The following is a 25,420-nucleotide window of genomic DNA, read 5'->3' on the forward strand; positions in this document are numbered from 1 at the left end:
TATTTTAGCAGGACAATCAAATGTTGAGATACCTCAACAAGCGGTACCTCAAAAGACAAACTCGCGCTCACGGCGGAAACCAGGCAGTGGCTTCACCGCGGTATTGAAGTCGGCACGCTCGGACGTCTTTCCATGTTCGTGCACATACAGTTTAGCCCGCGATGCGTTGCCAAATCCTTCAACGACGACAAGACGACCGCCATCGCGCAACTGGCTGAACAGGCCGGGCGGAATCACTTCCACCGAACCGTGCACGAAGATCACGTCGTAAGGCGCTTCTGCGGCATATCCCTTGTCGAGTTCACCGGTGACGACGGCGATGTTGTCGTAGCCGAGTCGCGCCAGCGTTTCGGTCGCCGTTGCTGCGAGGCCCTGATCGCTTTCGAGCGCCACAACGGAGCCCGCGACCAGCGAAAGCAGTGCCGACGCGTAGCCGGTGCCGCAACCGATCTCGAGCACCACATCCGACTTGGCGATCTCTGCGAGCTGCAAGAGCTTGGCAAGCGGCGAAGGCTCCATCAGGAAGCGCGGCGCTGCATCAACGGCGCCGTCGAGCGCGATGTCGGTATCGATGTAGGCGAGTTCCCGCATCTTTGCGGGCACGAACTCTTCACGCGGCACGGTAAGGAAGGCGGACAGGATCGAATGGGACGTCACATCCGTCGTGCGGATCTGGTTGTCCACCATCTTGGTGCGCGCTGCTTCGAAATTCATGGTCGTGCCCTCGTATCCGGATAGGCGCGGCGCCCAGTTTTCCGGGCAGCCGGCGCGATCGTCTTCTAGCTTTCAACGGAAAGCCTTTGACGTAAGCTCTTAAATCGGCGCCCCGCCGGTTTCAAGCGACAGCGGCAAAATGCGCCGGAAAAACGGGGGGTGAGCCCTGGCGGCAACGAAGAACACCGCGCTGACGGAGCGCGGCGTTCATTTTTATCAGGTGTTTTGCAGTAGAGATCGCCAGTCGCCTCAGCGACCGGGGGCGCCTTCCAGTCCGACAAGCGCGATCTTGCTGTAGCCGGCGTTCTGGATGAGGTTCATGACCGTCATCAGCTCGCCATAGTCCACTGCCTTGTCGGCCCTGAGCAACACCCGGGTCTCGGTGTTGCCTTCGGTGAGGCGCTTCAGCTCGTCGGCAAAGCCCTCGCGTGTCGTTTCGTCGTTGCCGATCGCAAGCACCAGGTCAGCCTTCAGCGTCACAAACACCGGCTTGTCGTCACGCGGCGCGGGCTTGGCGGCCGATTGCGGCAGATCGACCTTCATGTCCACGGTGGCGAGGGGTGCAGCGACCATGAATATGATCAGCAGAACGAGCATGACGTCGATGAACGGCGTGACGTTGATCTCGCTGTTCTCGTCGAGATCGCCGCCGCCTTCGCTTACTCTTCCGGCCATGGGTCACCCGATCCTTGCGATGGTTGTCTCGGCATGGACGAAACCGTCCTGGCGACGCGGCTGTGCCTTGCGCGCCAGGCGATGATCGAGGTCACGGCTGACGAGCCGTTCCACGGCAGCGGCCGCGTCGGCGAGGATGACCTTGTAGCCACCGACAGCACGGGCGAAATAATTGTAGATCACCACGGCCGGGATCGCGGCAACCAGACCGATCGCCGTCGCCAGCAACGCCTCGGCGATACCGGGGGCGACGATGGCAAGGTTGGTCGTCTGCGCCTTGCTGATGCCGATGAAGGAATTCATGATCCCCCAAACCGTGCCGAACAGGCCGACGAAAGGACCGACGGAGCCGATCGAGGCAAGAATACCGGTCCCACTCGTCATGCGCTTGCCGGCGCGTACCTCGATGCGGGTCAGCAGCGAGGAGACGCGCTCCTTGACGCCGCTGGCCGGTGCGTGGTCGACGATCGCTTCCGAACGTTCCATCTCGTCGATCGCGGCGGCAACCATCTCGGATGCAGCGCCCGACTTCCCATCGAAGGCTACCTTGACGTCGGCAAGGCCGTTGGCGACAGACAGGAGCCGGACGGCACGCGTCAGGCGCGCCTTGGCGCCGAAGAGTTCGAGCGCCTTCACCAGGAAGATCGCCCAAGTCGCAACCGAGGCGAGCGCGAGGCCGATCATCACACCCTTGACCACGAGGTCGGCAGCCAGGAACATGCCGATCGGCGACAGATCATGTGGCAGAACCGGGTTTGCCCCGCCTTCGCTCGCTGCGGCGCTCTCGGCCGGGGCGGCTTGCGGTGCAGGCTGCGCCTGAGCGGCCGGTTCGACCTGCGGACTCGGTTCAACCTGTACAGTCGGCCCAGCCTGCACCACCGGTACGCTGCTGCCGGCCGGTTGGCCATCCGTGACCGGCGTCGACACCGGCGGCGCGGTTGCGGCATTCTGCGTGCCGGAGGAAATCGTAGGCGTCGTTTCGCTGCCTTGAACAGTGCCGGGCGTCGAGGGCGTCGTCGCCTGGGCAAATGCTATCGTTGGCGAAGCTGCCGATGACAGGACCAACATCGCGGCTGCCAGCAGATTGATCGTCGATCGCGCTTGTTTCGGCATCTTGTTCCTCACGTACTCGCCCGTTTCGTCACTTCGCAACGAAGGGACTGCCGCCTTCCGCCGCTTCCCTTGCCTGCTCGCGGGCTCTTTACGCAAAGGTGAATGGAATGACAAGGATATGTGGAGTTTATCAATCAAGAATAATTTCGCAACCAGTCATTGCCGGCCCTGGCTTTCAAAAGGCCTGGGGAGCTTCGACGAAGGTTCCGCTGCGCCAATCATAGGCGCGGTGGCGCTCCCAAGGACGCTGAAGCACGGTAAATGCCGGGCGGAAATGCATGGTCGGCGGCGCATGCATCCCGCCCGGTTCCGCCCGCACTTCGATCGCGCCGGAGCGACGAAGGGTCTCCGCGCTGACGATGCGGGCGCGGACGGTCGGGCAGCTCGCCGCATCGATCCGCGCGGCAATGACGACCAGATCGGCCTGATCACACAAGACGGGAAACAGGCGCGGGTTCTCGATCGCGATGATTGTCCAGCCGACACGGCTGCGCGCGGCGCACCATTGCTTCTCCCGGCAAACGAAGGTGCCGTCCGCATTCGAGGCGATCGCTGATGACAGGTCTGCGCGGATGGCAGCCGCGTCCTTTTGGTCGATCGAATGCGACGCTTTGGCGTCGAATTTGGTGGCCGGGTAAGGATCGCCGGCCACTGCCGGTTGGAGTGCTTTCGGCGGCGCGTGCTTTTCGAGTGCAAGTGCTCGTTGCCATTGGGAAAACAGAAAATCTGACGGGCGCAACCGGTTGGTCGCGATCGCCTCGTCGCTGACCAGGCCGACCAGGCGGCCGTCCTCGGCAATCGTGATATCGGGAAGGCTCCGGTCTTCGAACGCGAGGCTCACAAACCCGGCGAGGATCAGCACGGCTCCGGAGGCCGCAAGCCAACTCCGCAACACGCAAAGAACGACGCCACCAATGGCGATCAGCACAAATCCGAGATGCCCGATGCGTCCGGTTACGACTTCGCCGTCGAGCGATGTCACGAAGCGGGCTACGTCGAGCATCCGGTCGAGCCCCCAGCCCATCGCCAGCAGAGGATAATGCTCAAGCCCGAACGGCATCAGCAGCATGGCGAACAGACCGAAGGGCATGACCACGATGCTGATCAACGGCATGGTGAGCACGTTGGCGAGCAAACCATAGGCCGGCATCCGATGAAAATAGGCGATCGAATAGACAGCCGTCGCCAAACCGCCGATCAGCGAGGTGATAATGACGCCCGCTGCGGCACTGCCGGCGATACGGCCGCCACGCCCCTTCCCCTCCACCGGCCGACCGCTGCCCGTGTGCCGCTGGCGCCAGCGTGCATAGCCGGCAACCAGCGCCAAGGTTGCGGCGAAGGACATTTGGAACCCCGGCCCGGCAACGGCCGAGGGCGTCGTGACCACAATGACGATTGAGGCAAGCGCTACGTTACGCAGGCTGATCGACATGCGGTCGAAGAACACGGCAACGAGCATGATCGAGATCATGATCCAGGCCCGCAGAGCCGAGACGGCACCACCGGAGATGAGAATGTAAAGACAGACCATCACGAGCGCTCCGGCCGCTGCGATCTTCTTGATCGGCAGCCGGTGGGCGAGGCCCGGAACCATGCTGAGAACCGTGCGCGCGCCGATGAGGAACGTGCCGGCCGCAAGGGCCATGTTGAGACCGGATATTGCCAGCACATGCGCGAGCCCGGACTGGCGCAGAACCTCAACCGTTTCACGGCTGATCGCCCGCTCCTCCGCCGTGACCAGGGCTGCAGCCAAGGCGCCTGTATCGCCGCCGATCGCCGCACGGATCCGTTCGCCGACCGCCTCGCGCATCATGGCCACCTTCGTCGCCAGGGACGAAAGCAGTGTCGGCGTTTGCCCGGATGGAGCGCCCTCGCCGCTCTCAGGCGCACCGTAGAAGAAGCCGACCGCGCCGATCCCCCTAAAGAAGCTGTCGAAGGCAAAATCGTTGAGGCCCGGCAATGCCGGCCCGGAGGGCGGCGACAGCCGCACCCTGCCCTTAATCGTCGACCCGACAGCAAACGGCTCCCCGGCATTTCGTGCAACCACAGTTACCCGCAACGGCTGGCGTCGCAGTCGAGGTTTGTCTGTCTCCTTGATTTCGATGCCATAGCGCCATCGGCCGCGGTCATCCTGCTCACGCGACAACACCACGCCACGCAAGTTGGTTGTCACCGGCGCATCGAGAATGACGGTATCGAGGCGTGCCGCCTCGGCGGCGACCAGCACCATGCCTGCCGCCAGCAGCGCGGCCGCGCCCAAGGGTGCCCGCAGCGGAGCGAACCTCCGCCGGCACGCGATCGCCGCCATTCCGAAAATGCAAAGCAGCAGTGCAAGATTGGCGATTCCGAGGTCAAAAGGCAGCGACAGCCACAGGAGGACGCCGAAAGCCAGCAGCACCGGGATCAAGACGAAGCCGTGTCCGAATGCACGCTCCTGCTCGACCGCTTCCCGCAGCGCCGCTCCGAGCCTTTGCGACCGCCGGCCAATCGCCAGCGTCAATTCCCCCATCGAGCGTAAAGGCAAGAAGCGTCGCACTTCTGCCGCCGAGACGGGGCCAGCGTCTGCAACATCGGAGCGAAGCGGCAAGAAGCCGGCCCGCTCCAAATCGTGCGACGCCTGCCGCATCTCGATATCGCTCATCGCGCCTGCACTTTTACCCCGGAGAAGTCCGCGCGCAATCATGCAAGCAATGGCGCGCAACTGCAACCGGAGCGATACCTGCCGAAAAAAGCGGCAAACCTATATAGAATGGTACCGCCTCATCATCCGAGGAGGTTGTTGATCTGTCTGGACTTATTGCCGTAACATGCGATTGTTGCGTCGCCGTATGCACATTTTCGCATCGCACAATTTGCCTTTCGTACAGCTTGGCAGTCGAAAATAAATCATATAGCAAATTCGCAACGTTCATTTGCGCGGCATATCTCTATGCCACGGTGCCATAAGACGGAGGGTCCGATGACTGAAAAAAGCGCGGTTGTAACATTCGATGGAAAGTCGGCGGAACTTCCGGTGCGATCAGGGTCGATCGGCCCTGACGTTGTAGACATCGGCTCGCTCTACAAGCAGACGAAGATGTTCACCTACGACCCGGGCTTCACCTCCACGGCGTCGTGCGAATCCAAGATCACCTATATCGACGGCGACGAGGGCGTGCTTCTGCACCGCGGCTACCCGATCGAGCAGTTGGCCGAACACGGCGACTTCCTCGAAGTCTGCTACCTGCTGCTTTACGGCGAACTGCCGACCAAGGCGCAGAAGGCTGACTTCGACTATCGCGTCACGCACCACACCATGGTGCATGAGCAGATGTCGCGCTTCTTCACCGGCTTCCGTCGCGACGCGCACCCGATGGCCGTCATGTGCGGCTGCGTCGGCGCGCTGTCTGCCTTCTACCACGACTCGACCGACATCACCGATCCGCACCAGCGCATGGTCGCTTCGCTGCGCATGATCGCCAAGATGCCGACGATCGCGGCCATGGCCTACAAGTACCATATCGGCCAGCCCTTCGTGTATCCGAAGAACGACCTCGACTACGCTTCGAACTTCCTGCGCATGTGCTTCGCAGTTCCCTGCGAGGAATATGTCGTCAACCCGGTTCTGTCGCGCGCCATGGACCGTATCTTCATCCTGCACGCCGACCACGAGCAGAACGCGTCGACCTCGACGGTTCGCCTTGCCGGCTCGTCGGGCGCAAACCCGTTCGCCTGCATCGCGGCCGGCATCGCCTGCCTCTGGGGCCCGGCTCACGGCGGCGCCAACGAAGCAGCGCTCAACATGCTGGCTGAAATCGGCACGGCTGACCGTATTCCGGAGTTCATTGCCCGCGCCAAGGACAAGAACGACCCGTTCCGCCTGATGGGCTTTGGCCACCGCGTCTACAAGAACTACGACCCGCGCGCCAAGATCATGCAGAAGACCACGCATGAAGTGCTTGCCGAGCTCGGCCACAAGGACGACCCGCTGCTCGAAGTCGCAATGGAACTCGAGCGCATCGCGCTTACCGACGAGTACTTCATCGAGAAGAAGCTCTATCCGAACATCGACTTCTACTCGGGCATCACGCTGAAGGCGCTGGGCTTCCCCACCACCATGTTCACCGTTCTCTTCGCGCTTGCCCGCACGGTCGGCTGGATCGCACAGTGGAACGAGATGATCGAGGATCCGGAACAGCGCATCGGCCGCCCGCGCCAGCTCTATGTCGGCGCTCCGCAGCGCGACTACGTGCCGGTCTCCAAGCGCTAATCGCTAGAGCATCCTGCCTTCAAATGGAGACACTTGCGGGCGGAAAGATGCTCTAGAATCAAAGTGCTAGAGCGTCCTTTGTGCGTTCGAATGAACGCACGGCGCTCTAGGCGATACAGAAAGAAAGCCCGGCCGGTGACGACCGGGCTTTTTCGTTGCAAGACGGCGACGAGGCCTCCTGCGCCACAATTCGACTGGTTCCGCACGTGCAGGCGGCCGCTTAACACAACGCCTCCGTCCCCGTGGGCGTGCATGGGCCGATATCCATCGGTAAAACGCATTCAACGTCCGCTGGAGCGGCTACGGCATCGTGGACGGTGGCGACCACTGCCTGCGTGTTCAGGTAAGTTCGCTCTGCGAAGACGCGTTCTTCTTGAGATAGCGAAGCACGATCTCGGCCGCCATTTCACCGGGCGCACGGCTCGTTGCCATGCGCTGCTGGACTTGCGCAAAGCCGTCAAGCATCGACGCCCGTTGCGCCGTTACCGCCGACAGCCGCTCGACCCAGCGCGTCAGGGCACCTGGGCGGATCGATTCGCCGAAGTACTCTGGCACGATCGGAAAATCCGCAATCAGATTGGGAAGCGCGCCGCTCCAGATGCGAATGCGCTTGTGCAGGAGCTTGACCAGGAAGTCTGGATCATAGGTCGAAACGACGGGCACACCGGCCAGCGCCAGTTCGAGGATGACGGTGCCCGAGGCTGCAATTGCCGCATCGGCACGATCGAAGGCCGCCCATTTTTCTGCGGCACCCACGGTGATTTCCGGCTGGATGACCCAGGAAGAGGTGATGTCCCGCACCAGCTTTTCCTGTCGCCGCACGGTCGGCAGCACGAAGCGGATGCCGGCATGGCGGCTGGCAAGCTCCTCAACCATCGCCCCGAAGATCGGCAGCAGGCGACTGACCTCACTGGCGCGCGAACCTGGCAAAAGCAGGCAGGTCGAAACCCGACCGTCCCTCGCCCCCGACAGGCGTTGCTGTCGGCTGGCACGGACGGCGAGCACGTTGGCATCGCTGGCGAGCCGGTGGCCGACATAGGTGGTCGGGGGACCTTCCAGTTCCGCCATCGCCTTCGGTTCGAACGGCAGGACGGCGAGCACGTGGTCCACGTAGGCGCGCATACGTGGCGCGCGCTCCGGCTTCCAGGCCCATACGCTGGGGCAGACATAATTGATGACCGGCAGATCCGGCAGCACTGCGCGAACCTTGCGCGCGACGCGATGGGTGAAATCGGGGCTGTCGATGATGAGCAACGCATCGGGTCGCGCGGCAATGATCGCCTTTGCCGTCTGGCTTATCCGCATGATCAGCATCGGCAGGCGTGCCAACACCTGGGTAAAGCCCATGATCGACAGCTCGGAATAATCGAACAGCGATCGCAGGCCCTCGGCCTCCAGTGCCTCGCCGCCGACCCCGATGAGCTCGATATTCTGTCCGCTTTGCACCCGAAGCGCGCGCACGAGATCGGCGCCGAGCAGGTCTCCGGATACTTCGCCGGCGATAACGGCGAGCCTGTAGTTGGCGCCGCTCATCGCCCTGCCCTCGCGGACGCCCGTTCCACCCCGACGACAAACAGCCCGGCGCGGTTGGCAATGTCGACTGCCTCGGCGCGCTCCAGCACGAGGGCGCGCCCCGCTTCGACCGCAATACCCGCAAGCCCGGCCTTTTCTGCCAGCGCAACCGTCGAGGGCCCAATTGACGGCAGGTCGGCGCGCAAATCCTGCCCCGGCTTGCACAGCTTGACGAGAACGCCGCGGCGGCGAGAAGACACCCGCCCCTCTGCCTTCAAGGCAATGACACGCTCCAGCATCTGATCGGTACCCTCGGCGCCCTCGAGCGCCACGACGCGCCCCCCAATCGCAACAGCGCCTTGCCCGACATCAAGAGCTCCAAGCGCGTTGGCAGCGGCGATCCCTGCTTCGATATCACGGCGATCGTCGCCATCGGGCGCGAACGCGCCGATAGGCCCCGGATCCGCAAGCAGGTTCGGCACCACTTCGTGCACGCCGATGACGTGCGCGCCACTCGCCTCGATCAGTTCCATGGCCATGCGCAGCACAGCGTCGTCTCCGCCGGAGACCAGTGTCTTCAGGACGGACGGTATCTTTGCGAGCGTTCGCAGCGTCGGGCGGATGTCGCGCCATTCGGGCCGGCGGCGAACCCAGCCGGAAAGAACGACGCGATCGATCCCTTCGTCGCGGAACGTCCGGCTGATATTGGCAAAATCACCGATGCCAAGGACCGAATGGTCAAAGCCGACCCAATCGGCTTCCTCAGCCTCGCGCGACAACGCGATGATGAACGGGTTCTCGCCGCGCGCACGCAGCGCTTCGGCCACGTGGTGCGGAAGCGCTCCTCCGCCGGCGATGATGGCAAGCCTCCCGCCGGTCGCTGCGGAGCTCGCAGCAGCCGACATCACGCTCACGCCTTGCCGCGCTGAGGCGACGACAGCGCCCTGTCGCTTTCGGCGGCTATGAAATCGAGGATCTCCATGACCGGTGCGCAGTCGGCATACTCATCACGAATGGCAGCCGCATTGGCGCGGATCGATTCAGGTCCCTCGAAGATCTGCTTGTAGGCACGGCGAACGACGTGGATGGTGGCGCGGTCTATGCCGGCGCGCGTCATGCCAACGACATTCAAGCCGCTGAGCACGCCCGGATTGCCGTTGAGCATACCATAGGGGATGACATCGTAGCTGACGGCGGAAAGGCCGCCGATGAAGGCCTGGCGCCCGACACGCGTGAACTGGTGAACAGCACAGCCACCGCCAAGAATCGCGCGATCCTCGACCGTCACGTGGCCTGCCAGCATCACGTTGTTCGACAGGATGATGTTGCTGCCGAGCCGGCAATCATGCGCCACGTGCGAATAGGCAAGGAAGAGATTGTTGTCGCCGACGACGGTCTGCCCGCCGTACTCGACGGTGCCGGTGTTCATCGTCACGCCTTCGCGAATCGTGCAGTTCGCGCCGATGATCAACGCAGTATCGACGGCGCTGTGATGCACGCTTTGCGAATCGGCGCCAATGACGGCCTGCGGGAAGATCTTCGTTCCCTTGCCGACGGAGGTGCGGCCAGTCACGACGACGTGGCTCAGAAGCTCGACATCGTCGCTCAGAACGACTTTCGGCCCGACATGGCAGAACGGGCCGATCTTGACGTTCTCGCCGATCACTGCCCCATCTTCGATGATCGAGGACGGGTGGACCTTCGCTGTTGCTGCAATCATGTTCAGGCGTCTTCCTTGCTGACGATCATCGCGCCGATATCAGCTTCCGCGACAAGTTGCCCGTCAACTTTTGCATCACAGTGAAATTTCCAGATATTGCCGCGCTGCTTCTGCTTGACGACATGGAATTCAACGCGATCACCCGGAACGACCGGCTTGCGGAACCGTGCGTTGTCGATGGTCATGAAGTAGACGAGATTCGTTCCGGTGCCGACCTTGCGCGCGCAGATCGCACCCGCCGTCTGCGCCATGCCCTCGACCAGGAGAACGCCAGGCATGATCGGCTGTTCAGGGAAGTGGCCGGTGAAATGCGGCTCGTTCGCCGAGACGTTCTTGATGCCGATCGCCGAGTTGTCGCCGTCGATCTCGATGATCCGATCAACGAGCAGAAATGGATAGCGATGCGGAAGCAGTTTCAGGATTTCCTGGATGTCCGCCGTACCGAGAACCGTTGCTGCTTCACTCATTCGTGCCGCCCTTCTTCTTTTTCTGTCTTTCCTCTGCCCGCATGGCCATTTCCGCAACGTCGCGCAGGAAATCACGCATCGGGCGCGCTGGAATACCACCATAACGCTCGCCGGCCGGAACATCGGCCGCCACGCCGCTCATCGCGGCGATCTGGACTCCGTCGCCAATGGTAATGTGGCCATTGACGCCGCTGCCGCCGCCAATCATCACGCCGTCGCCGATCTTCGTGCTGCCGGCGATACCGACCCCACTGACGATGCCGCAATAGCGACCGATGCGCACATTGTGACCAACCTGGACGAGATTGTCGATTTTCGTCCCCTCGCCGATCACCGTGTCATCCATCGTGCCGCGGTCGATCGTCGTGTTCGCGCCGATCTCGACGTGGTCCTGGATGATCACGCGCCCGACCTGAACGATCTTGATCATCCCGCCCTTGGGACCGGGCGCATAGCCAAATCCGTCCTGGCCGATACGGGCGCCTGGGTGAATGATGACATTGTTGCCAACCAGGGCGCACAGCACGCTTGCGCCAGCGGCGATCGTGCAATCGCGGCCGATGCGCACGCCAGGCCCGATGACCGAGCCAGCTGCGATCCGCGTACCGCGGCCGACCTCCGCACCAGCGCCGACAACTGCGGTCGGCTCCACCTCGACACCGTCTTCAAGACGCGCGGTCGGGTCGACGAAAGCGCCGGGCGCGACACCACCAACGCTCGTATTGCGCGCCGGACGCATTGCGACTTCGTGCAGCAACGTGCCAGCCAGCGCAAATGCCGTGTGCGGCCGCGCAGCCAGCAAAACCGGGATATGGGCAGGAACGAGAGCAGAGATCGTCTTGTCGCAAATGATCGCGGACGCCTGACACGTTTCGAGTTCAGCGCGGCTCTTGCGAGACAACATGTAGCAGACGTCGCCGGGCTTTGCCCGGTAGACCGGCGCTACCGCTCGGATGGCACGGTCTGCAACCGCGCCATCCACCAATTCCGCCCCAATCTGATCCGCCAGGTCACCCAGGCGAATCCCCTCGTGGGGCGGAAAAAACCAGTTCTGTTCCATGGACACTCCAGAACGATCTTATTCGGCAGTTCTGGACTGCTTCTTATCAGAACGACGAGGAAATACCGAACTTCAAGTTCTGAACGCGGTCAAAATCTTCCTTCGCGACCGGCCAGGCGTAGTCGACACGCAGCGGACCGAACGGCGATGCCCAGATCAAGCCGATACCGACGGAGGCACGCAGCGAGGAGTCGTTGCCTTCGACCGTTTCGCCAGGTGCCATCGTGACCTTGCTGCTGTAGAGCGTGCCGGCATCGGCGAAGACCGCACCACGGAAGCCGCTGTCACGCGGTACCCCCGGAAGCGGGAACGTCGCTTCGGCCGAAGCCGTGAAGTACGTTGTGCCGCCGAGCGCGTCGCCCGTAGCCTGGTCGCGCGGACCGATACCGTTGCGTTCGAAGCCGCGAATATCGTTGGAGCCGAGCTGGAACTGGTCGAACACCTGCAGATCGCTGCCGGTTTCGAAGACATGGCCGGCGCTACCAGCAAGCGACGCGATGATGTCCGCCTCGTCGTTGACAGTGTAGTACCACTTGGCCTTACCGGTCATCTTGTAGAAGTCAGAGTCGCCGCCAAGACCGGCGAACTCGTGCGTGAAGGTCGCCAGGATACCGTCGTGCGGCAACTGGGCGTCGTCCAGCGTGTTGTAGGTGATCGACTGCGATACCGACGAACGGACCCAGTTTCCGCCCTCAACCGCGCGAACGTACGGCGACGACAGCTTCGCGACGTTACCGCTATAGTCGAACTGCGTGAAGTTGTAACGCAGCGTCGTCGACAGGCTTTCGGTGATCGGCGCGGTTACGCGTAGGCTGAAGCCCTGATCTTCGTAGCTGTAGTTGTCGTCGTCGAAGTCGTTCTCGTTCTTGAAGACGTCGAAGCCGGCGGCCAGACGGTAGCCAAGGAAATACGGCTCGGTGAACGAGACGTTGTAGGTACGGCTTTCGTCGCCACGGCCGGCAGCAACGCGGATGTACTGACCACGACCCAGGAAGTTCTTTTCTTCGATCGACGCTTCAACGAGGAAGCCGCCGCCGCTACCGGCAGAGTAACCTGCACCGATACCGAACGAGCCGGTCGACTGATCCTGGACATCAACGATCACCACGACGCGGTCGGCAGCGCTGCCCGGGGCCGTCGAGATATTGACGGTCGAGAAGTAGCCGAGGGCTTCGAGGCGGCGCTTGGCGCGCGCAACCATTTCCTGGTTGAATGCATCGCCTTCACCCATGTCGAACTCGCGACGGATGACATAGTCACGCGTACGGGTGTTGCCACGGATTTCGATGCGCTCGACATAGGCGCGCTCGCCCTGGTCGACGAGGTAATCGACAGCGATGGTGTGATTGGCAAGGTCGCGGTTGCCGCGCGGCGTCACGCGAGCAAACGGATAACCTTCCGAAGCGACACGCTTCGAGATCTCGCTCATCGTGTCCTGAACGTCCTTGGCCTTGTAGACCGAACCCTGACGGCTCTGGATAAGACCCTTCAACTCTTCGGCGTTGACGCCCTCGACGGTCGATTCGACATTGACGGCGCCGAAATCGTAACGCGGACCTTCTTCGACGGTGATCGTCACCGTATACTCGTTGGTCGCCTCGTTAAGCGTGGCCTCGGACGCGACAACCTGGAAGTCGGCGTAACCGCGGTTGTAGTAGAACTGGCGCAGCAGCTCTTCGTCCGCGCGCAGCTTGTCGGGATTGTAGACGTCCTTGCGGGTGATGAACGAGAAGATACCCGATTCCTTCGTCGCGATGACCGACTGCAGACGACCGTCGCTGTAGGCTTCGTTGCCGACGAAATTGATCTCGGAGATCTTGGTGCGCTCACCTTCGTTGATCACGAATGCAAGGTTGACACGGCCTTCTGCGACCGGAACGACCTGCGTCGTGACGGTCACGTCACCGCGACCGATGGCAGCATAGGCGTCCTTGATCGACTGGATGTCGGTCTCGACTGTCGCTTCGCTGTACGGACCGAGCGGCTGCGTGCGCACGACGCCCTGCAGCTTGTCGTCCTTGATCTTGCGGTTGCCGTTGAAGACGACCTGATTGACGAGCTGGTTTTCGCTGACGCTGACAACCAGCGTGCCGCCGGCAACATTGATGCTGACATCAGAGAAGTAGCCGGTCGCGTAGAGGCGCTTCACGGAAGCGTCGATGTCGGCATTGCTGAAAGCCTTGCCCGGGACGATCGTGATGTTGGCGCGAACAGTCTCGGCGCTGACGCGCGTGGCTCCGCGCACCTCAACACGATTGATGACCGCAGCTTCTGCGACGGACGTGCCTGCGAGCAAACCAACACCAGCGCCAGAAACAACAATGCTTGTTGACAGCGCAGCCGCCGACACCGCGTTCAAAAACCTTGAACCAGCTTTCATGTTCAAATCTTACCTTTTCCAAACGTCGCGCGGCAGTTTCGTGCCGACTCCGGTCACGGTTGCCGTTTTAACCGCTTTTCCCATACAAGCAAGCCAGCTCGTTAATTTCTGTTTACTTCAATTCGAACCGTGGCTTAACGGCCACTACAGCTTCGAGTTATCGTAAACAAATCCTTGCGTCGCAAGCCGCTGAAAACCAATCGTTCACAGTATCCGTCGAATTTCCCCTCGCCGTTTCCCCGGCCGAACGCTAGCCGAAGAACATCGATATGTCGTTCCAGGTGGCAAACACCATGAGCATCAGCACCATGGCAAAGCCAATCCGGTATGCGACATCCTGCGCAGCTGGGCCAACCGGCTTCCCGCGCAAGGCCTCAACCGCATAGAACATCAAGTGGCCGCCATCAAGCACCGGGACCGGCATGAGGTTAAGCAATCCTATGGAAACTGAGAGGATGGCGGCGATGTTCAGCAGGAACGGGATGCCGAGCGTGGCCATCTGTCCCGAAACCTTAGCAACGCGGATCGGCCCGCCGATCTGGTCGGCTTTCATCCGCCCGGTCAGCACATTGCCGAGGTAGTCGAACGTGCCGGTGATCACATGCCAGCTTTGCAGGACGCCCTGCCCGACCGCCTCGATCGGCCCATAGGTCACCGTGCGGAAATTGCCGGCTTCCAGATCGGTCAGAATGCCGATGACGCCGATTTCCATCTTGTTGCCGAACTGGTCGGTCAGTTCCGTTCTCTGCGGCACCATCGGCAGATCGATCGTGGCGCCATTGCGCTCGATTCGGATGGTGATCTGCAGCTCGGGCCGCACACTGACGTAGCGACGAATGTCGTCGAATGTCGAAACCGGTGTGCCATCAATGGAAACGAGGCGGTCGCCGGGAAGGACGCCCGCTTGGGCGGCTGCGCTGTTTTCGTTCACGCGCGCCACCACCGGATCGGCCACCTGGCGCCCATAGATGGAAAAGAGCACGGCAAAGATCGCGATGGCGAGGATGAAGTTGGCAACAGGGCCGGCGGCAACGGTCGCCGCCCGCTTCCAGAGCTTTGCGCCAAGGAAGGTCCGGCCGCGCTCCTCCGGCGCCAACGCCTCCAGCCGCTTGTAGTCCGGCACACTTGCCGCATCCTCGTCGCCGAAGAACTTGACATAGCCGCCAAGCGGGATCGCCGACAGCTTCCAGCGGGTTCCATGCCGGTCCGTCCAGCCGAAAAGCTCAGGACCGAAGCCAATTGAAAAGGCCAGGATACGGATGCCCGACCAACGGCCGACGAGGTAGTGCCCCATCTCGTGCACGAAAACCAGCAGGGTCAGAACCAGAAGAAAGGGGATGATGTAGCCGGTCAAGAGCTGCAGCGCATCAAACAGATATGTCATGAACGTTCCTCAAGCACCTGCGGCCGGCGTCAAAGGCCAAGCAGGACCGATCCGAAGGCGATCTGGCGCCCATCGCTGACGAAATACTGAATCATGACCAGAATCAACGCTGCGACGCAGGCGAAAATCAGACCGTCGACCCGATCCATGACCCCGCCGTGGCCCGGAATGAGATGACTGGAATCCTTCACGCCGAAGCGGCGCTTGATGAAGGATTCAAACAGGTCTCCGACCTGACTGGACACGGAAAGCACCAGGGCAATGATCGGGATACGTAGATCTTGCAGCGAAAAATAAGCCATAAAAACGGCAACGCCCGCGACAATGCCGCAAATCGTACCGCCGATAGCGCCGGACCAGGTCTTGCCGGGCGAAATGCGCGGCGCGAGCTTGGGGCCGCCGATGGCCCGGCCGGTGAAATAGGCGAAGATATCCGTCGCCCAGACGACGGCAAAAACGAACAGCGTCGCGATCAGGCCGAGATCATCGGCGCCGCGAAGCGCCGCCATCGAGATGCCGGTCAGACCGGCATAGGCAATGCCGCCGGGCAACCACCAGCTGGTCTTCTGGACGAAAACCCACAGCACCGCCAGACCAACCGCAAGAGCGAGGACCGGGAGGCTGTAGCCGATGTAGCCGGTAACCACGAGCATCGCGATCGTGGCCATGGCCAACCAGCCGAAGGCGTTTCCCTGGAAGTCCTTCTCGGCAAGCCCGGTAATGGTCGACCATTCGTAGTAGACCAAAAGCGCGATCAGGACCGAAAGTAGCTGAAAGGCGAGCCCGCCGAACCAGGTTGCCGCCAGGGCAACCGCCGCGAGCACCACTCCCGAAGCGATGCGAAGCTTGAGTTCAGTCTGCATCAGGAGCCAACCGCCAGCGTCGGCTCCGCGAGGCCGCCGAAGCGACGTTCCCGGCAGGCATATTTCTCAAGTGCCGCCAGGAAGATCTCCCGGGTGAAGTCGGGCCAAAGTTCGGGAACGAAGATCAGCTCCGAATAGGCACCCTGCCACAAAAGGAAATTCGACAGGCGTTCCTCGCCGCTCGTGCGGATGATCAAGTCCGGGTCCGGCATGCCGGCTGTGTCAAGTGTCGCGGCAATACGCTCGGGCGTGATGTCTTCCGGGCGCAGACGCCCCTCGGCGACCTCGGCTGCCAGACGCCGCATGGCGCGGCTGAGCTCGTCGCGTGCGCCATAATTGAAGGCGATCACCAGGGTTATTCCGGTGTTTGCCCGCGTCGTTTCTTCCGCCTCCACCAGCAGCGGCAGAATGTCTCCGCGCAGGTTCGAGCGATCGCCGATGACCCGGATCCGGACATTCTCGCGATGGAGGTCGGCGAGATCCCGGCGGATGAAGGTCTTGAGCAGGCCCATCAGGTCGCTCACCTCTGCCGCTGGCCTGCTCCAGTTTTCCGAGGAGAAGGCAAATAGGGTGAGGTAGCGAATACCCAATTGGGCTGCCGTCTTGACGGCATCGCGAACGGTCTCGACGCCTTTGCGATGCCCCATCGTGCGTGGCAACCCACGCGCGTTCGCCCAACGCCCGTTGCCATCCATGATAATGGCAACGTGTTCCGGAACGTTTGTGGAAATGAGGTTTTGCATAAGGCGTCCGCGAATGGAGACTCAGATCACGAGCAGATCAGACCTGCATGATTTCCTTTTCCTTATCGGCGAGCAAGCGGTCGATCTCGGAAATCGTTTCGTCGGTCATCTTTTGCACGCGCTCGGATTGAGAACGGCTGATATCCTGACCGATCTCCCCATCCTTTTCGGCTTTTTTCAGGTCATCCATGCCGTCGCGGCGAACGTGGCGCACGGCGACCTTGCCCTTTTCGGCGTAGTCATGGGCAACCTTGACCAGCGACTTGCGGCGCTCTTCGTTGAGTTCCGGCAGCGGAATGCGCAGGTTCTGGCCGTCGATGATCGGATTGAGGCCGAGGTTCGATTCGCGAATACCGCGATCGACCGCACCAACCATCTGCTTGTCCCAGACCGACACGGACAACATGCGCGGCTCGGGAACCGTGATGTTCGCCACCTGGTTGAGGGGTACCCGCGAGCCATAGGCTTCGACGGTCACCGGATCGAGAACGTTCGCCGACGCGCGGCCGGTACGAAGCGATGCGATATCGCTCTTGAATGCGGAAATGGCACCGTCCATGCGACGCTTCAGTTCCTTCAGGTCAACACCTTCACTCATGGTCGAAACTCCCGTTCTATCATTCGCCGGCCCGGGGCCGTACTGCAGCTTCTTAGTTGTCCGTGACGATGGTCGCGCGACCGCCGCCGGTCAAGATTTCCGCGAACCCACCCTTCTCGTGGATCGAGAAGACAACGATCGGAATGGCATTCTCGCGTGCAAGTGCAACCGCGGCAACATCCATGACGGCAAGCCCCTTTTCAAGGACCTCGCTGTGCGTCAGGCGGTCGAAGCGCGTCGCGGTCGGATCCTTCTTCGGGTCGGCCGAATAGATGCCGTCGACCTGCGTGCCCTTGAAGATGGCCTGGGCGCCCATTTCCGCTGCGCGCAGCGCTGCAGCCGAATCGGTGGTGAAGAAGGGATTGCCGGTGCCGCCCGCAAAGATGACCACGCGACCGAGGGAAAGATGGTAGAGCGTCGCGCGCTGGGAGAAGCTCTCGCAGATCTCCGGCATCGCGATCGCCGACAGGACGACGGTGTCGATGTCGAGCTTGCGCAGCGAGGTCGCGAGCGCCAGCGCGTTGATGACCGTCGCCAGCATGCCCATATGGTCGCCGGTTACCCGGTCGCCGCCCTTGGATGCCACCGCGACGCCACGGAAGATGTTGCCGCCGCCGACAACAACGCCCACTTCGACGCCCATGGCGCGTGCTTCGGCGATGTCGGCCGCGATACGGTCAGCGACCGCAACGTCAATGCCGAACCCCTGGCTGCCCATCAGGGCCTCACCGGAGGCTTTGAGTAGAACACGCTTGTAGAGTGGCTCGGCCGGCATCATCGCTCCTGAACAGATCGGTTACGCGTGCGCGAAACAAGCGCACAGCGAATAAGGACATATTGCGCTTCTCGGTTTCAACCGCAGCGGAGCACTTTCCGGCGGGTCCGGCGCATTGACGAAGCCCGATACACGAAGGGCACCGCGTTGTCACGCGATGCCCCAAGGTTTTCCCAATATGGGTGAAGAAATCAGCCCTTGGCGACAGCTGCAACTTCGGCAGCGAAGTCGGACTCTTCCTTCTCGACGCCTTCGCCGAGCAGCAGGCGAGCCATGCCGACGACTTCGATCGGCGCGCCGGCGAGCTTTTCAGCATCCTTGACGGCCTGGGCGACGGTGATTTCCGGGTTCATGACGAAGGCCTGCGACAGCAGAGCGACTTCTTCGAAGAACTTGCGCATGCGGCCTTCAACCATCTTTTCGATGATGTTGTCCGGCTTGCCCGAAGCGCGCGACTGTTCGATGAAGACGTTGCGCTCGCGCTCGGCGACGGCAGCATCGACTTCCTCGGAGCGGATCGCCAGCGGGTTGGTCGCAGCGATGTGCATCGCAACCTGACGGCCGACAGAATAGAGCACTTCCTTGTCGCCGATCGACTTCAGCGCGACGAGAACGCCGAGCTTGCCGATGCCGTCGCCAGCAGCGTTGTGGATGTAGGTGGCAACAACGCCGTCTTCGACCTGAAGCAGAGCTGCGCGACGCAGCGTCATGTTTTCGCCGATGGTGGCGATCGCATCCTTGATCGTCTCGTCGACCGACTTGCCGGTTGCCGGGTAGGTTGCAGCCGCAATGGCGTCAACGGTGCCGTCGGTGGTCAGCGCTACGTTGGCAACGCCGCGAACGAGCTCCTGGAAGGCTTCGTTGCGGGCAACGAAGTCGGTCTCGGAGTTGATTTCGACGACGACGGCCTTGACGCCGCCGCTGACGATGCCGATGAGGCCTTCGGCAGCCGTACGACCCGACTTCTTGTCGGCCTTTGCGATACCCTTGGCGCGCAGCCAGTCGATCGCCGCTTCCATGTCGCCGTTGGTCTCAGCAAGCGCCTTCTTGCAATCCATCATGCCTGCGCCGCTCTTCTCGCGCAGTTCCTTCACCATTGCTGCAGTCACAGTCATCGTTTTTGCCTCTTTGTCTGTTTGGCGGGGCGCTGCCCGCGCGTGGCGCAAAGCCAGGAGGTTTGGCAGGGAATGGCTTTTCTATGTGACACCATGATGAACACGTCATCGCGGCGATATCCGGGCTCTGTTAGCCGCGCCGGCCGAGCCATCCCCGGCTGAAAAGAACAAGGCCGTTCAGATTTTTCATCACAAACGGCCTCGTCCCGATTTTTCATTGGGGCGGCAGTGTTTCACCTGCCGCCAGGGACCGATCAGGCGTCGGCAGACTCGTCGAGCGCCGGCTCGACCGGGGTCTCGATCGAAGCGCCGAGGTCACGGCCCGATGCACCCTGCTGGCGCGCAATGCCGTCGATGGCAGCGCGAGCAATCAGGTCGCAGTAGAGAGCGATGGCGCGCGAAGCGTCGTCGTTGCCAGGGATCGGATAGTCGATCTGGTCCGGATCGCAGTTCGAGTCGATGACGGCAACAACCGGAATGCCGAGGCGCTTGGCTTCCTCGATCGCAATCGATTCCTTGTTGGTGTCGATGATGAACATCAGGTCCGGCGTGCCGCCCATGTCACGGATACCGCCGAGAGCGCGGTTCAGCTTTTCGCGTTCGCGCTCGAGGTTCAGGCGTTCCTTCTTGGTGAAGCCCGAAGCTTCCGAAGCGAGGATCTCGTCGAGCTTGCGCAGGCGCTGGATCGAGTTCGAGATCGTCTTCCAGTTGGTCATCATGCCGCCGAGCCAGCGAGCGTTGACGTAGTACTGGGCCGAACGCTTGGCAGCGTCAGCGATGATTTCCGAAGCCTGGCGCTTGGTGCCGACGAACAGAACGCGGCCGCCGTTGGCGACGGTGTCGCTTACGATCTGCAGCGCGCGCGACAGCATCGGAACGGTCTGTGCGAGGTCGATGATGTGAACGTTGTTACGATCGCCGAAAATGTACGGCTTCATCTTCGGGTTCCAGCGGTGCGTCTGGTGGCCGAAGTGAACGCCAGCTTCCAGAAGCTGACGCATGCTAAAATCAGGCAATGCCATGCCTTTGTCTCCTTTTCCGGTTGAACCTCCGCGAGACGTCGAGCGCATTCTTTCGAGACGCCCACCGGCGGAACGATCCGGATTTCTCCCGGAACATCCCATGCCTCACGTGTGGAATGGGCAGCCCCTTAACGGCAACCGCCCGAGAAATCAAGCCTTGGAACCGGCTTTTTGCCGAGATCCGCTATTTGCAGTCTTCCGAATTGAAGACTTCGAGGTCCGCGAGCTTTCCGCTCAAGACAAAATCGCCGTAGTCCATCGTCAGGTCCCGGGTGATTCCATTTTCATAGAGCTTGAACGACATCCGGTAGATCGGCAGGGCATCGCCGCTCTTGTCGTCGTTGAAATAGGAAATCGTCACCGGCCAATAGTTGTCGCCGCTGAGCTTGCCCGCCTTGCCGGCATCCGGCTCATCGGCGGTCGGCTTGCGCGACCTGCCGACGAAAGTCGAGGTGATCAATGTCTTGTCGCCCGAATCGGACCCGTCGAAGATGCGTGCCTCGAACAGGCTGTCGCCTTTCTTTGCCCGCGAGATGACCTCCATCATGTGGGCGGTCGGAAACCGACTGGCTGCAAGTTCGACCTCGCGCTTGTCGGGCGCGGTCAGCTCTACCTTGACGCCGGCCTTCTCCTCATGCGCCGTGCCGCGCACCTCCTTGTCCAGCTTCTCGTCGGTGAAGGAGCGCGTCAGGAAGCGGAAATTGCCAGTCTTCAGATCCTCGTAGGTCGTGGTCTGCTGATCGGTCAGGCGCACTTCCTCGCCGGTATCGACCTGGGTCACGAAGCGGAAGCTGACCGTGTACCCCTCACAGGCGGACCCGTTGAATTCATAGACCATGCGGCCGTACATTCCGGCAATGCCGGAGCGATCTGATGCGTCCTTGAGCTCGAGATCGTAGACGGCACGATGAGGAACGAGGACATTCGCGCTCGCTGCCGTTGCGCCCGAAGCCGTCATCACGGCGAAACAAACGCATCCGAGATTGACGAGACCGAAGCCTTTGCGAAACATCCGTTTCCTCCTGTTGGACTCGCCGGCAATGCTATAAACAAGCTTTCGGCAAAAGCGGGGCGACACCCATCGGGAATTGCCGGCGCCCACCGCGATCCGGCCTGAATGCCGGATTTTAACACAAAAGACAACAATGGAGCTTTCTATGTCCGCAGAGATCGAAACGCGCCTCAAGGACCTCGGCGTCACTCTTCCCCAGGCCGCGACCCCGGTTGCGAACTATGTTCCCTACGTCATCAGCGGCTCGATGCTCTATATCTCCGGTCAGCTCCCGATGGAGGACGGCAAGGTCGCTGTGACCGGCATCGTCGGCAAGGACGTCGACGTTGCGCGTGCCCAGCGGGCGGCCGAACTTTGCTCGATCAACATTCTCGCCCAGGCAAAGGCCGCGCTTGGCGGTGATCTCGGTCGCATCCGCCGTCTGGTGAAAATCAACGGCTTCGTCGCCTCGACGCCGGAATTTGTTGAGCAGCACCTCGTCATCAACGGCGCCTCCAACCTGCTTGCAGGTGTGCTCGGGGAAGCAGGCAAGCACGCCCGCGCCGCCGTCGGCATGGCATCCCTCCCGTTCAATGCCGCCGTTGAAATCGACGCTGTCATCGAAATCGCCTGACTGGTGCCCGCTATGACCGATATCTCCTGGCTGAAGGCCCAACCGATCGCCCATCGTGGCTATCACGACATGAACAGAGAAGTCTGGGAGAACACGCTCTCGGCCTTCTCCCGCGCCGTCGAAGCGGGCTTTGCGATCGAATGCGACCTGCAATACACCGCCGACAGCATTCCAGTCGTCTTTCATGACGACGACACGGAGCGCCTCTGCGGCATCAAGGGCGACGTGCGCGCGCGCACGGCCGGAGAGCTTGGTCTGATGGCGATCGGCGGCACCAAGGACAAGGTTCCGACGCTGACGCAAATGCTGCGACTGGTTGCCGGAAAAGTTCCGCTCGTCATCGAACTCAAGGGCCGCAAGGGCGACGACGAAGGTTTTGCCGCAGCCGTTCTCGAGACGCTCGAAGGTTACAAGGGACACGTTGCCCTGATGAGCTTTGATCACTGGCTGCTGAAGGACCTGAAGGCACTCGACGCGCCCTACCCGCTCGGGCTGACAGCCGAAGGCGCCAACCCGGAGACCTTCTTCGTGCATGAGGAAGCGATGCAACTCGGGCTCGATTTCATCTCCTACCACTACGGCCACCTGCCGAACCCGTTCATCACCAAGGAGCGGACGCTCGGTCGCACGATCATCACCTGGACCGTTCGCGACCGCCAGGCCGAGGCCTATAGTTACGCCCACGCCGACCAGATGACCTTCGAGGGTTTCGACCCGCGGGAGGCCCTGGTTTCCTGAAGCAATGTCAGACGCCGTCACCCTACGCATAGCCCAGTCCTTCGCCGATATAACGGCTGCACGCTGGAACACGCTCTCCGGCGCATCGAAGGACCATGCTGGCGGCGTCTACAATCCCTTCGTTTCACACGCTTATCTGTCGGCCCTTGAAGAATCCGGATCGGCGACGGCCAAGACCGGCTGGCTCGGACAGCATCTGCTGCTCGAGGGTGCAGATGGCCGGCTTCGGGGCGCACTCGTCTGTTACCTGAAGAACCATAGCCAGGGCGAATATGTTTTCGACCACGGCTGGGCCGATGCCTTCGAACGGGCGGGCGGGCGCTATTATCCCAAACTACAAAGCTCCGTCCCCTTTACGCCCGCGACCGGACCGCGTCTGCTGACTGCAGGTGGGGAAAACGAGCGCCCGGTGCAGGATGCACTTGCAGCAGGCTTGATGGAGTTGGCGCGCAGGCACGATGTTTCGTCGGCACATGTAACCTTCGTACCTGAAGCGGAGATGCCGGCGCTCGAGCGTGCCGGCTTCCTCCACCGCACCGACCAGCAGTTCCATTTCACCAACGAAGGCTACGGCTCGCATGCCGATTTCCTGGAGACGCTCGCCTCGCGAAAGCGCAAGGCCCTGAAGAAGGAACGCCGGGCTGCGCTCGAAAACAGCATCTCGATCGACTGGCTCACCGGCAGCGACCTGACGGAGGCGATCTGGGACCAGTTCTTCGTCTTCTACATGGATACCGGTGGCCGCAAATGGGGTCGTCCGTATCTCACCCGCGCCTTCTACTCGCTGATCGGCGAGCGGATGGCCGACGACGTCGTTCTGATCATGGCGCGCCGCAATGGCCGCTACATTGCCGGCGCCATCAACTTCATCGGCAGTGACGCACTCTATGGCCGACATTGGGGCTGCATCGAAGACCACCCGTTCCTGCATTTCGAGGTCTGCTATCACCAGGCGATCGACTTTGCCATCGCCAAGGGCCTGAAGCGGGTTGAGGCAGGCGCGCAGGGCGAACACAAACTTGCCCGCGGCTACATGCCGGTCACCACCCATTCCGCGCATTACATCACCCATCCAGGGCTTGCCCGCGCCGTCGCCGACTATCTCGAGCGTGAGCGCAGGGATGTGGAGGAAACCGGGGAGATTCTTGCGGAACACGGTCCTTTCCGCAAAGGTGAGCGACAGGACGACTGATGCGCTTGACGCCAATGCACGAGGAAGAACAATGAGCTACGACACCAACAACATCTTCGCCAAGATCCTGCGCGGCGAAATTCCCTCGCACCGCGTCTACGAGGACGACGCGACGATTGCGTTCATGGATGTGATGCCGCAAGCCGAAGGTCACCTTCTCGTCTTGCCGAAGGCACCGTCGCGCAACCTGCTCGACGCCGATGCCGCGACGCTGCCGGCGCTAATTTCCACGGTGCAGAAGCTCGCCGTTGCCGCCAAGGAAGCCTTCGAGGCCGATGGGGTGACGATCATGCAATTCAACGAGGCGCCGGCCGGCCAATCCGTCTTCCACCTGCATTTCCACGTCATTCCGCGCCATGCCGGCGTGCCGCTGAAGCCGCATTCCGGCACGATGGAAGATGGCGCGATCCTCGCAGCCAATGCCGAAAAGGTCCGCCAGGCGCTTTGATCACACCTCAAGTATTTACCTGAGCCTCTCGAGTACCGATCGGGGTCGTTTGCGACTGGGGGGCGGACAGTATCCGCATGCCAGCATTCGCACATCCAAGGGCGATAGCGAATGCTGCCATGCCTCCGAAGATGTCGGTGAGATGATGGCCGCCTTGTACCAGCACGGCGGGCAGCATCAAGGCATTGAGGACTGCAAAGATCGGAAACAAAAAGCGCGTCTGCATGGCAAAATAGACCGACATACAGGCCATGACGATGTGAAACGAGGGAAAACCTATCAAGCCCAGGATGTTCTTCGGGCTCAGATACAAAACGCCTTCACGACCGAGACGAACGAGTTCGGCACCGTAGGCAGGGTCGACAGCGAGCGGAATGGCGCTCAGCACGGATGCCGGCAACGCATCATACGCCTTGGCCCCAAAGGTCGGGAAGAAAATCCAGAATCCGATCGAAAGAAGCGCCCCCAGAACGCCGGTCAGGAGGAAGCGATGCAGTGTATCAGTTCGTCCCGAAAACCCGAGAAACAATATGAGGCCAAGCAACTGCGGCAGTGACGTGAAGTAAATAAAATACAATGAGGTCCCGATCCAAGGAGACTCGGCCGCCCAGCCAACGAACGCTGGCCAGTGATATCCCAGCATTGCATCGACCTGCATGAGGAGTGGATCGATTGGGGCGAAGCGGATCGGCAAGAACATATAGTTGAAGGCGGATCCAACGATCGAGAAGAGCACGAAGGAGCCCGCTGCGATGGCCGCCGAGGCGATCGGCTCCTCCTTCCGGACGTAACGATAAAATTGCCCCCCTGCCAAGAGGGCCAACCCGACCAGAATCACCAGCGAGTATCCCGGCACATCGACATCGATGCCATTGATTCCAATCAAGACAATATCGATGGCACCCAAGGCGGCAATCGTGCCCAATACGGCCGTTTCCGCAGGCAGGAAGCGCATGACAAGTTCCTTGACGTCAGACCCGTTGCGTTCAAGCGGACCAGCGCAGCACGCATAAACCTGCAGCAAGAC

At 61.5% G+C, this 25,420-nt stretch carries 24 protein-coding genes; 5 read left to right on the forward strand and 19 right to left on the reverse strand.

Annotated elements, in window-relative coordinates:
• Positions 1 to 48 precede the first annotated feature (48 nt).
• From MKZ91_RS19675 to MKZ91_RS19690, 4 genes are all read right to left on the reverse strand, one after another.
• The gene (locus MKZ91_RS19675; protein ID WP_336172765.1) at positions 49 to 714 is read right to left on the reverse strand and encodes a protein-L-isoaspartate O-methyltransferase family protein; all 666 of its coding nucleotides are present in this window, start codon (positions 712 to 714) and stop codon (positions 49 to 51) included.
• A gap of 249 nt (positions 715 to 963) precedes the next feature.
• Entirely contained in the window at positions 964 to 1,389 is a 426-nt protein-coding gene (gene exbD / locus MKZ91_RS19680) for a TonB system transport protein ExbD (protein WP_336172766.1), read from the reverse strand.
• A 3-nt stretch (positions 1,390 to 1,392) separates the two neighbouring features.
• Positions 1,393 to 2,502: a tonB-system energizer ExbB gene (gene exbB, locus MKZ91_RS19685; RefSeq protein WP_336172768.1), complete on the reverse strand. Its 1,110-nt coding sequence runs from the start codon at positions 2,500 to 2,502 to the stop codon at positions 1,393 to 1,395.
• A gap of 175 nt (positions 2,503 to 2,677) precedes the next feature.
• On the reverse strand, positions 2,678 to 5,011 hold the full coding sequence (locus MKZ91_RS19690; protein ID WP_336172886.1) for a ComEC/Rec2 family competence protein: 2,334 nt from the start codon (positions 5,009 to 5,011) through the stop codon (positions 2,678 to 2,680).
• A 450-nt stretch (positions 5,012 to 5,461) separates the two neighbouring features.
• Between MKZ91_RS19690 and gltA the strand changes: the two genes are divergently transcribed.
• A complete protein-coding gene (gene gltA, locus MKZ91_RS19695; RefSeq protein WP_336172770.1) occupies positions 5,462 to 6,751 on the forward strand; it encodes a citrate synthase in 1,290 nt (429 codons plus the stop codon).
• 339 nt (positions 6,752 to 7,090) lie between these two features.
• Here the strand turns inward: gltA and lpxB are convergent, their stop codons facing one another.
• The 14 genes from lpxB to MKZ91_RS19765 form a co-directional block, all read right to left on the reverse strand.
• Positions 7,091 to 8,284, reverse strand: coding sequence for a lipid-A-disaccharide synthase (gene lpxB, locus MKZ91_RS19700; protein ID WP_336172771.1), 1,194 nt, complete (start codon positions 8,282 to 8,284; stop codon positions 7,091 to 7,093).
• A complete protein-coding gene (locus tag MKZ91_RS19705) occupies positions 8,281 to 9,168 on the reverse strand; it encodes an LpxI family protein (protein WP_336172773.1) in 888 nt (295 codons plus the stop codon). Before MKZ91_RS19705 ends, lpxB begins: the two co-directional genes overlap by 4 nt.
• Before the next feature lie 5 nt (positions 9,169 to 9,173).
• Positions 9,174 to 9,983: an acyl-ACP--UDP-N-acetylglucosamine O-acyltransferase gene (gene lpxA / locus MKZ91_RS19710; RefSeq protein WP_442892318.1), complete on the reverse strand. Its 810-nt coding sequence runs from the start codon at positions 9,981 to 9,983 to the stop codon at positions 9,174 to 9,176.
• 2 nt (positions 9,984 to 9,985) lie between these two features.
• Positions 9,986 to 10,450 carry a 3-hydroxyacyl-ACP dehydratase FabZ gene (gene fabZ, locus MKZ91_RS19715; RefSeq protein ID WP_034796695.1) on the reverse strand — a complete coding sequence of 155 codons (465 nt, stop codon included), beginning with the start codon at positions 10,448 to 10,450 and terminating at the stop codon, positions 9,986 to 9,988.
• Positions 10,443 to 11,510 (reverse strand): UDP-3-O-(3-hydroxymyristoyl)glucosamine N-acyltransferase, encoded by a 1,068-nt coding sequence (gene lpxD / locus MKZ91_RS19720; RefSeq protein ID WP_336172778.1) that lies wholly within the window; start codon positions 11,508 to 11,510, stop codon positions 10,443 to 10,445. Before lpxD ends, fabZ begins: the two co-directional genes overlap by 8 nt.
• A gap of 46 nt (positions 11,511 to 11,556) precedes the next feature.
• Positions 11,557 to 13,890, reverse strand: coding sequence for an outer membrane protein assembly factor BamA (gene bamA / locus MKZ91_RS19725; protein ID WP_336172779.1), 2,334 nt, complete (start codon positions 13,888 to 13,890; stop codon positions 11,557 to 11,559).
• A gap of 250 nt (positions 13,891 to 14,140) precedes the next feature.
• Positions 14,141 to 15,274 (reverse strand): RIP metalloprotease RseP, encoded by a 1,134-nt coding sequence (gene rseP / locus MKZ91_RS19730; protein WP_336172780.1) that lies wholly within the window; start codon positions 15,272 to 15,274, stop codon positions 14,141 to 14,143.
• Positions 15,275 to 15,303: 29 nt separating this feature from the next.
• Positions 15,304 to 16,137: a phosphatidate cytidylyltransferase gene (locus MKZ91_RS19735; RefSeq protein WP_336172781.1), complete on the reverse strand. Its 834-nt coding sequence runs from the start codon at positions 16,135 to 16,137 to the stop codon at positions 15,304 to 15,306.
• Entirely contained in the window at positions 16,137 to 16,880 is a 744-nt protein-coding gene (locus MKZ91_RS19740) for an isoprenyl transferase (RefSeq protein ID WP_336172782.1), read from the reverse strand. Before MKZ91_RS19740 ends, MKZ91_RS19735 begins: the two co-directional genes overlap by 1 nt.
• Positions 16,881 to 16,917: 37 nt before the next feature.
• A complete protein-coding gene (gene frr, locus MKZ91_RS19745; protein ID WP_336172783.1) occupies positions 16,918 to 17,478 on the reverse strand; it encodes a ribosome recycling factor in 561 nt (186 codons plus the stop codon).
• A 52-nt stretch (positions 17,479 to 17,530) separates the two neighbouring features.
• The gene (gene pyrH, locus MKZ91_RS19750) at positions 17,531 to 18,253 is read right to left on the reverse strand and encodes a UMP kinase (protein WP_043622205.1); all 723 of its coding nucleotides are present in this window, start codon (positions 18,251 to 18,253) and stop codon (positions 17,531 to 17,533) included.
• 191 nt (positions 18,254 to 18,444) lie between these two features.
• Positions 18,445 to 19,368: a translation elongation factor Ts gene (tsf, locus tag MKZ91_RS19755; protein WP_336172784.1), complete on the reverse strand. Its 924-nt coding sequence runs from the start codon at positions 19,366 to 19,368 to the stop codon at positions 18,445 to 18,447.
• A gap of 254 nt (positions 19,369 to 19,622) precedes the next feature.
• Complete coding sequence (gene rpsB / locus MKZ91_RS19760) at positions 19,623 to 20,390, reverse strand: 30S ribosomal protein S2 (RefSeq protein ID WP_336172785.1); 768 nt, start codon at positions 20,388 to 20,390, stop codon at positions 19,623 to 19,625.
• 184 nt (positions 20,391 to 20,574) lie between these two features.
• Positions 20,575 to 21,402 carry a cell envelope integrity EipB family protein gene (locus tag MKZ91_RS19765; protein ID WP_336172786.1) on the reverse strand — a complete coding sequence of 276 codons (828 nt, stop codon included), beginning with the start codon at positions 21,400 to 21,402 and terminating at the stop codon, positions 20,575 to 20,577.
• Between the two features lie 145 nt (positions 21,403 to 21,547).
• Between MKZ91_RS19765 and MKZ91_RS19770 the strand changes: the two genes are divergently transcribed.
• Genes MKZ91_RS19770 through MKZ91_RS19785 form a run of 4 tightly spaced genes read left to right on the forward strand, consistent with a single transcriptional unit; the run spans position 21,548 to position 24,393 of the window.
• Positions 21,548 to 22,015, forward strand: a complete 468-nt coding sequence (locus MKZ91_RS19770; RefSeq protein ID WP_336172787.1) for a RidA family protein — start codon at positions 21,548 to 21,550, stop codon at positions 22,013 to 22,015.
• A gap of 12 nt (positions 22,016 to 22,027) precedes the next feature.
• On the forward strand, positions 22,028 to 22,753 hold the full coding sequence (locus tag MKZ91_RS19775) for a glycerophosphodiester phosphodiesterase (protein WP_336172788.1): 726 nt from the start codon (positions 22,028 to 22,030) through the stop codon (positions 22,751 to 22,753).
• Positions 22,754 to 22,757: 4 nt separating this feature from the next.
• A complete protein-coding gene (locus tag MKZ91_RS19780) occupies positions 22,758 to 23,945 on the forward strand; it encodes a GNAT family N-acetyltransferase (RefSeq protein WP_336172789.1) in 1,188 nt (395 codons plus the stop codon).
• Between the two features lie 31 nt (positions 23,946 to 23,976).
• Complete coding sequence (locus MKZ91_RS19785) at positions 23,977 to 24,393, forward strand: HIT family protein (protein ID WP_336172790.1); 417 nt, start codon at positions 23,977 to 23,979, stop codon at positions 24,391 to 24,393.
• Positions 24,394 to 24,400: 7 nt separating this feature from the next.
• Here MKZ91_RS19785 and MKZ91_RS19790 read toward each other — a convergent pair whose 3' ends face one another.
• Positions 24,401 to 25,417, reverse strand: coding sequence for a phosphatase PAP2 family protein (locus MKZ91_RS19790; protein WP_336172791.1), 1,017 nt, complete (start codon positions 25,415 to 25,417; stop codon positions 24,401 to 24,403).
• Positions 25,418 to 25,420 lie beyond the last annotated feature (3 nt).

It is taken from the genome of Ensifer sp. MJa1 (assembly GCF_037026475.1).
Classification (GTDB): Bacteria; Pseudomonadota; Alphaproteobacteria; order Rhizobiales; family Rhizobiaceae; genus Ensifer.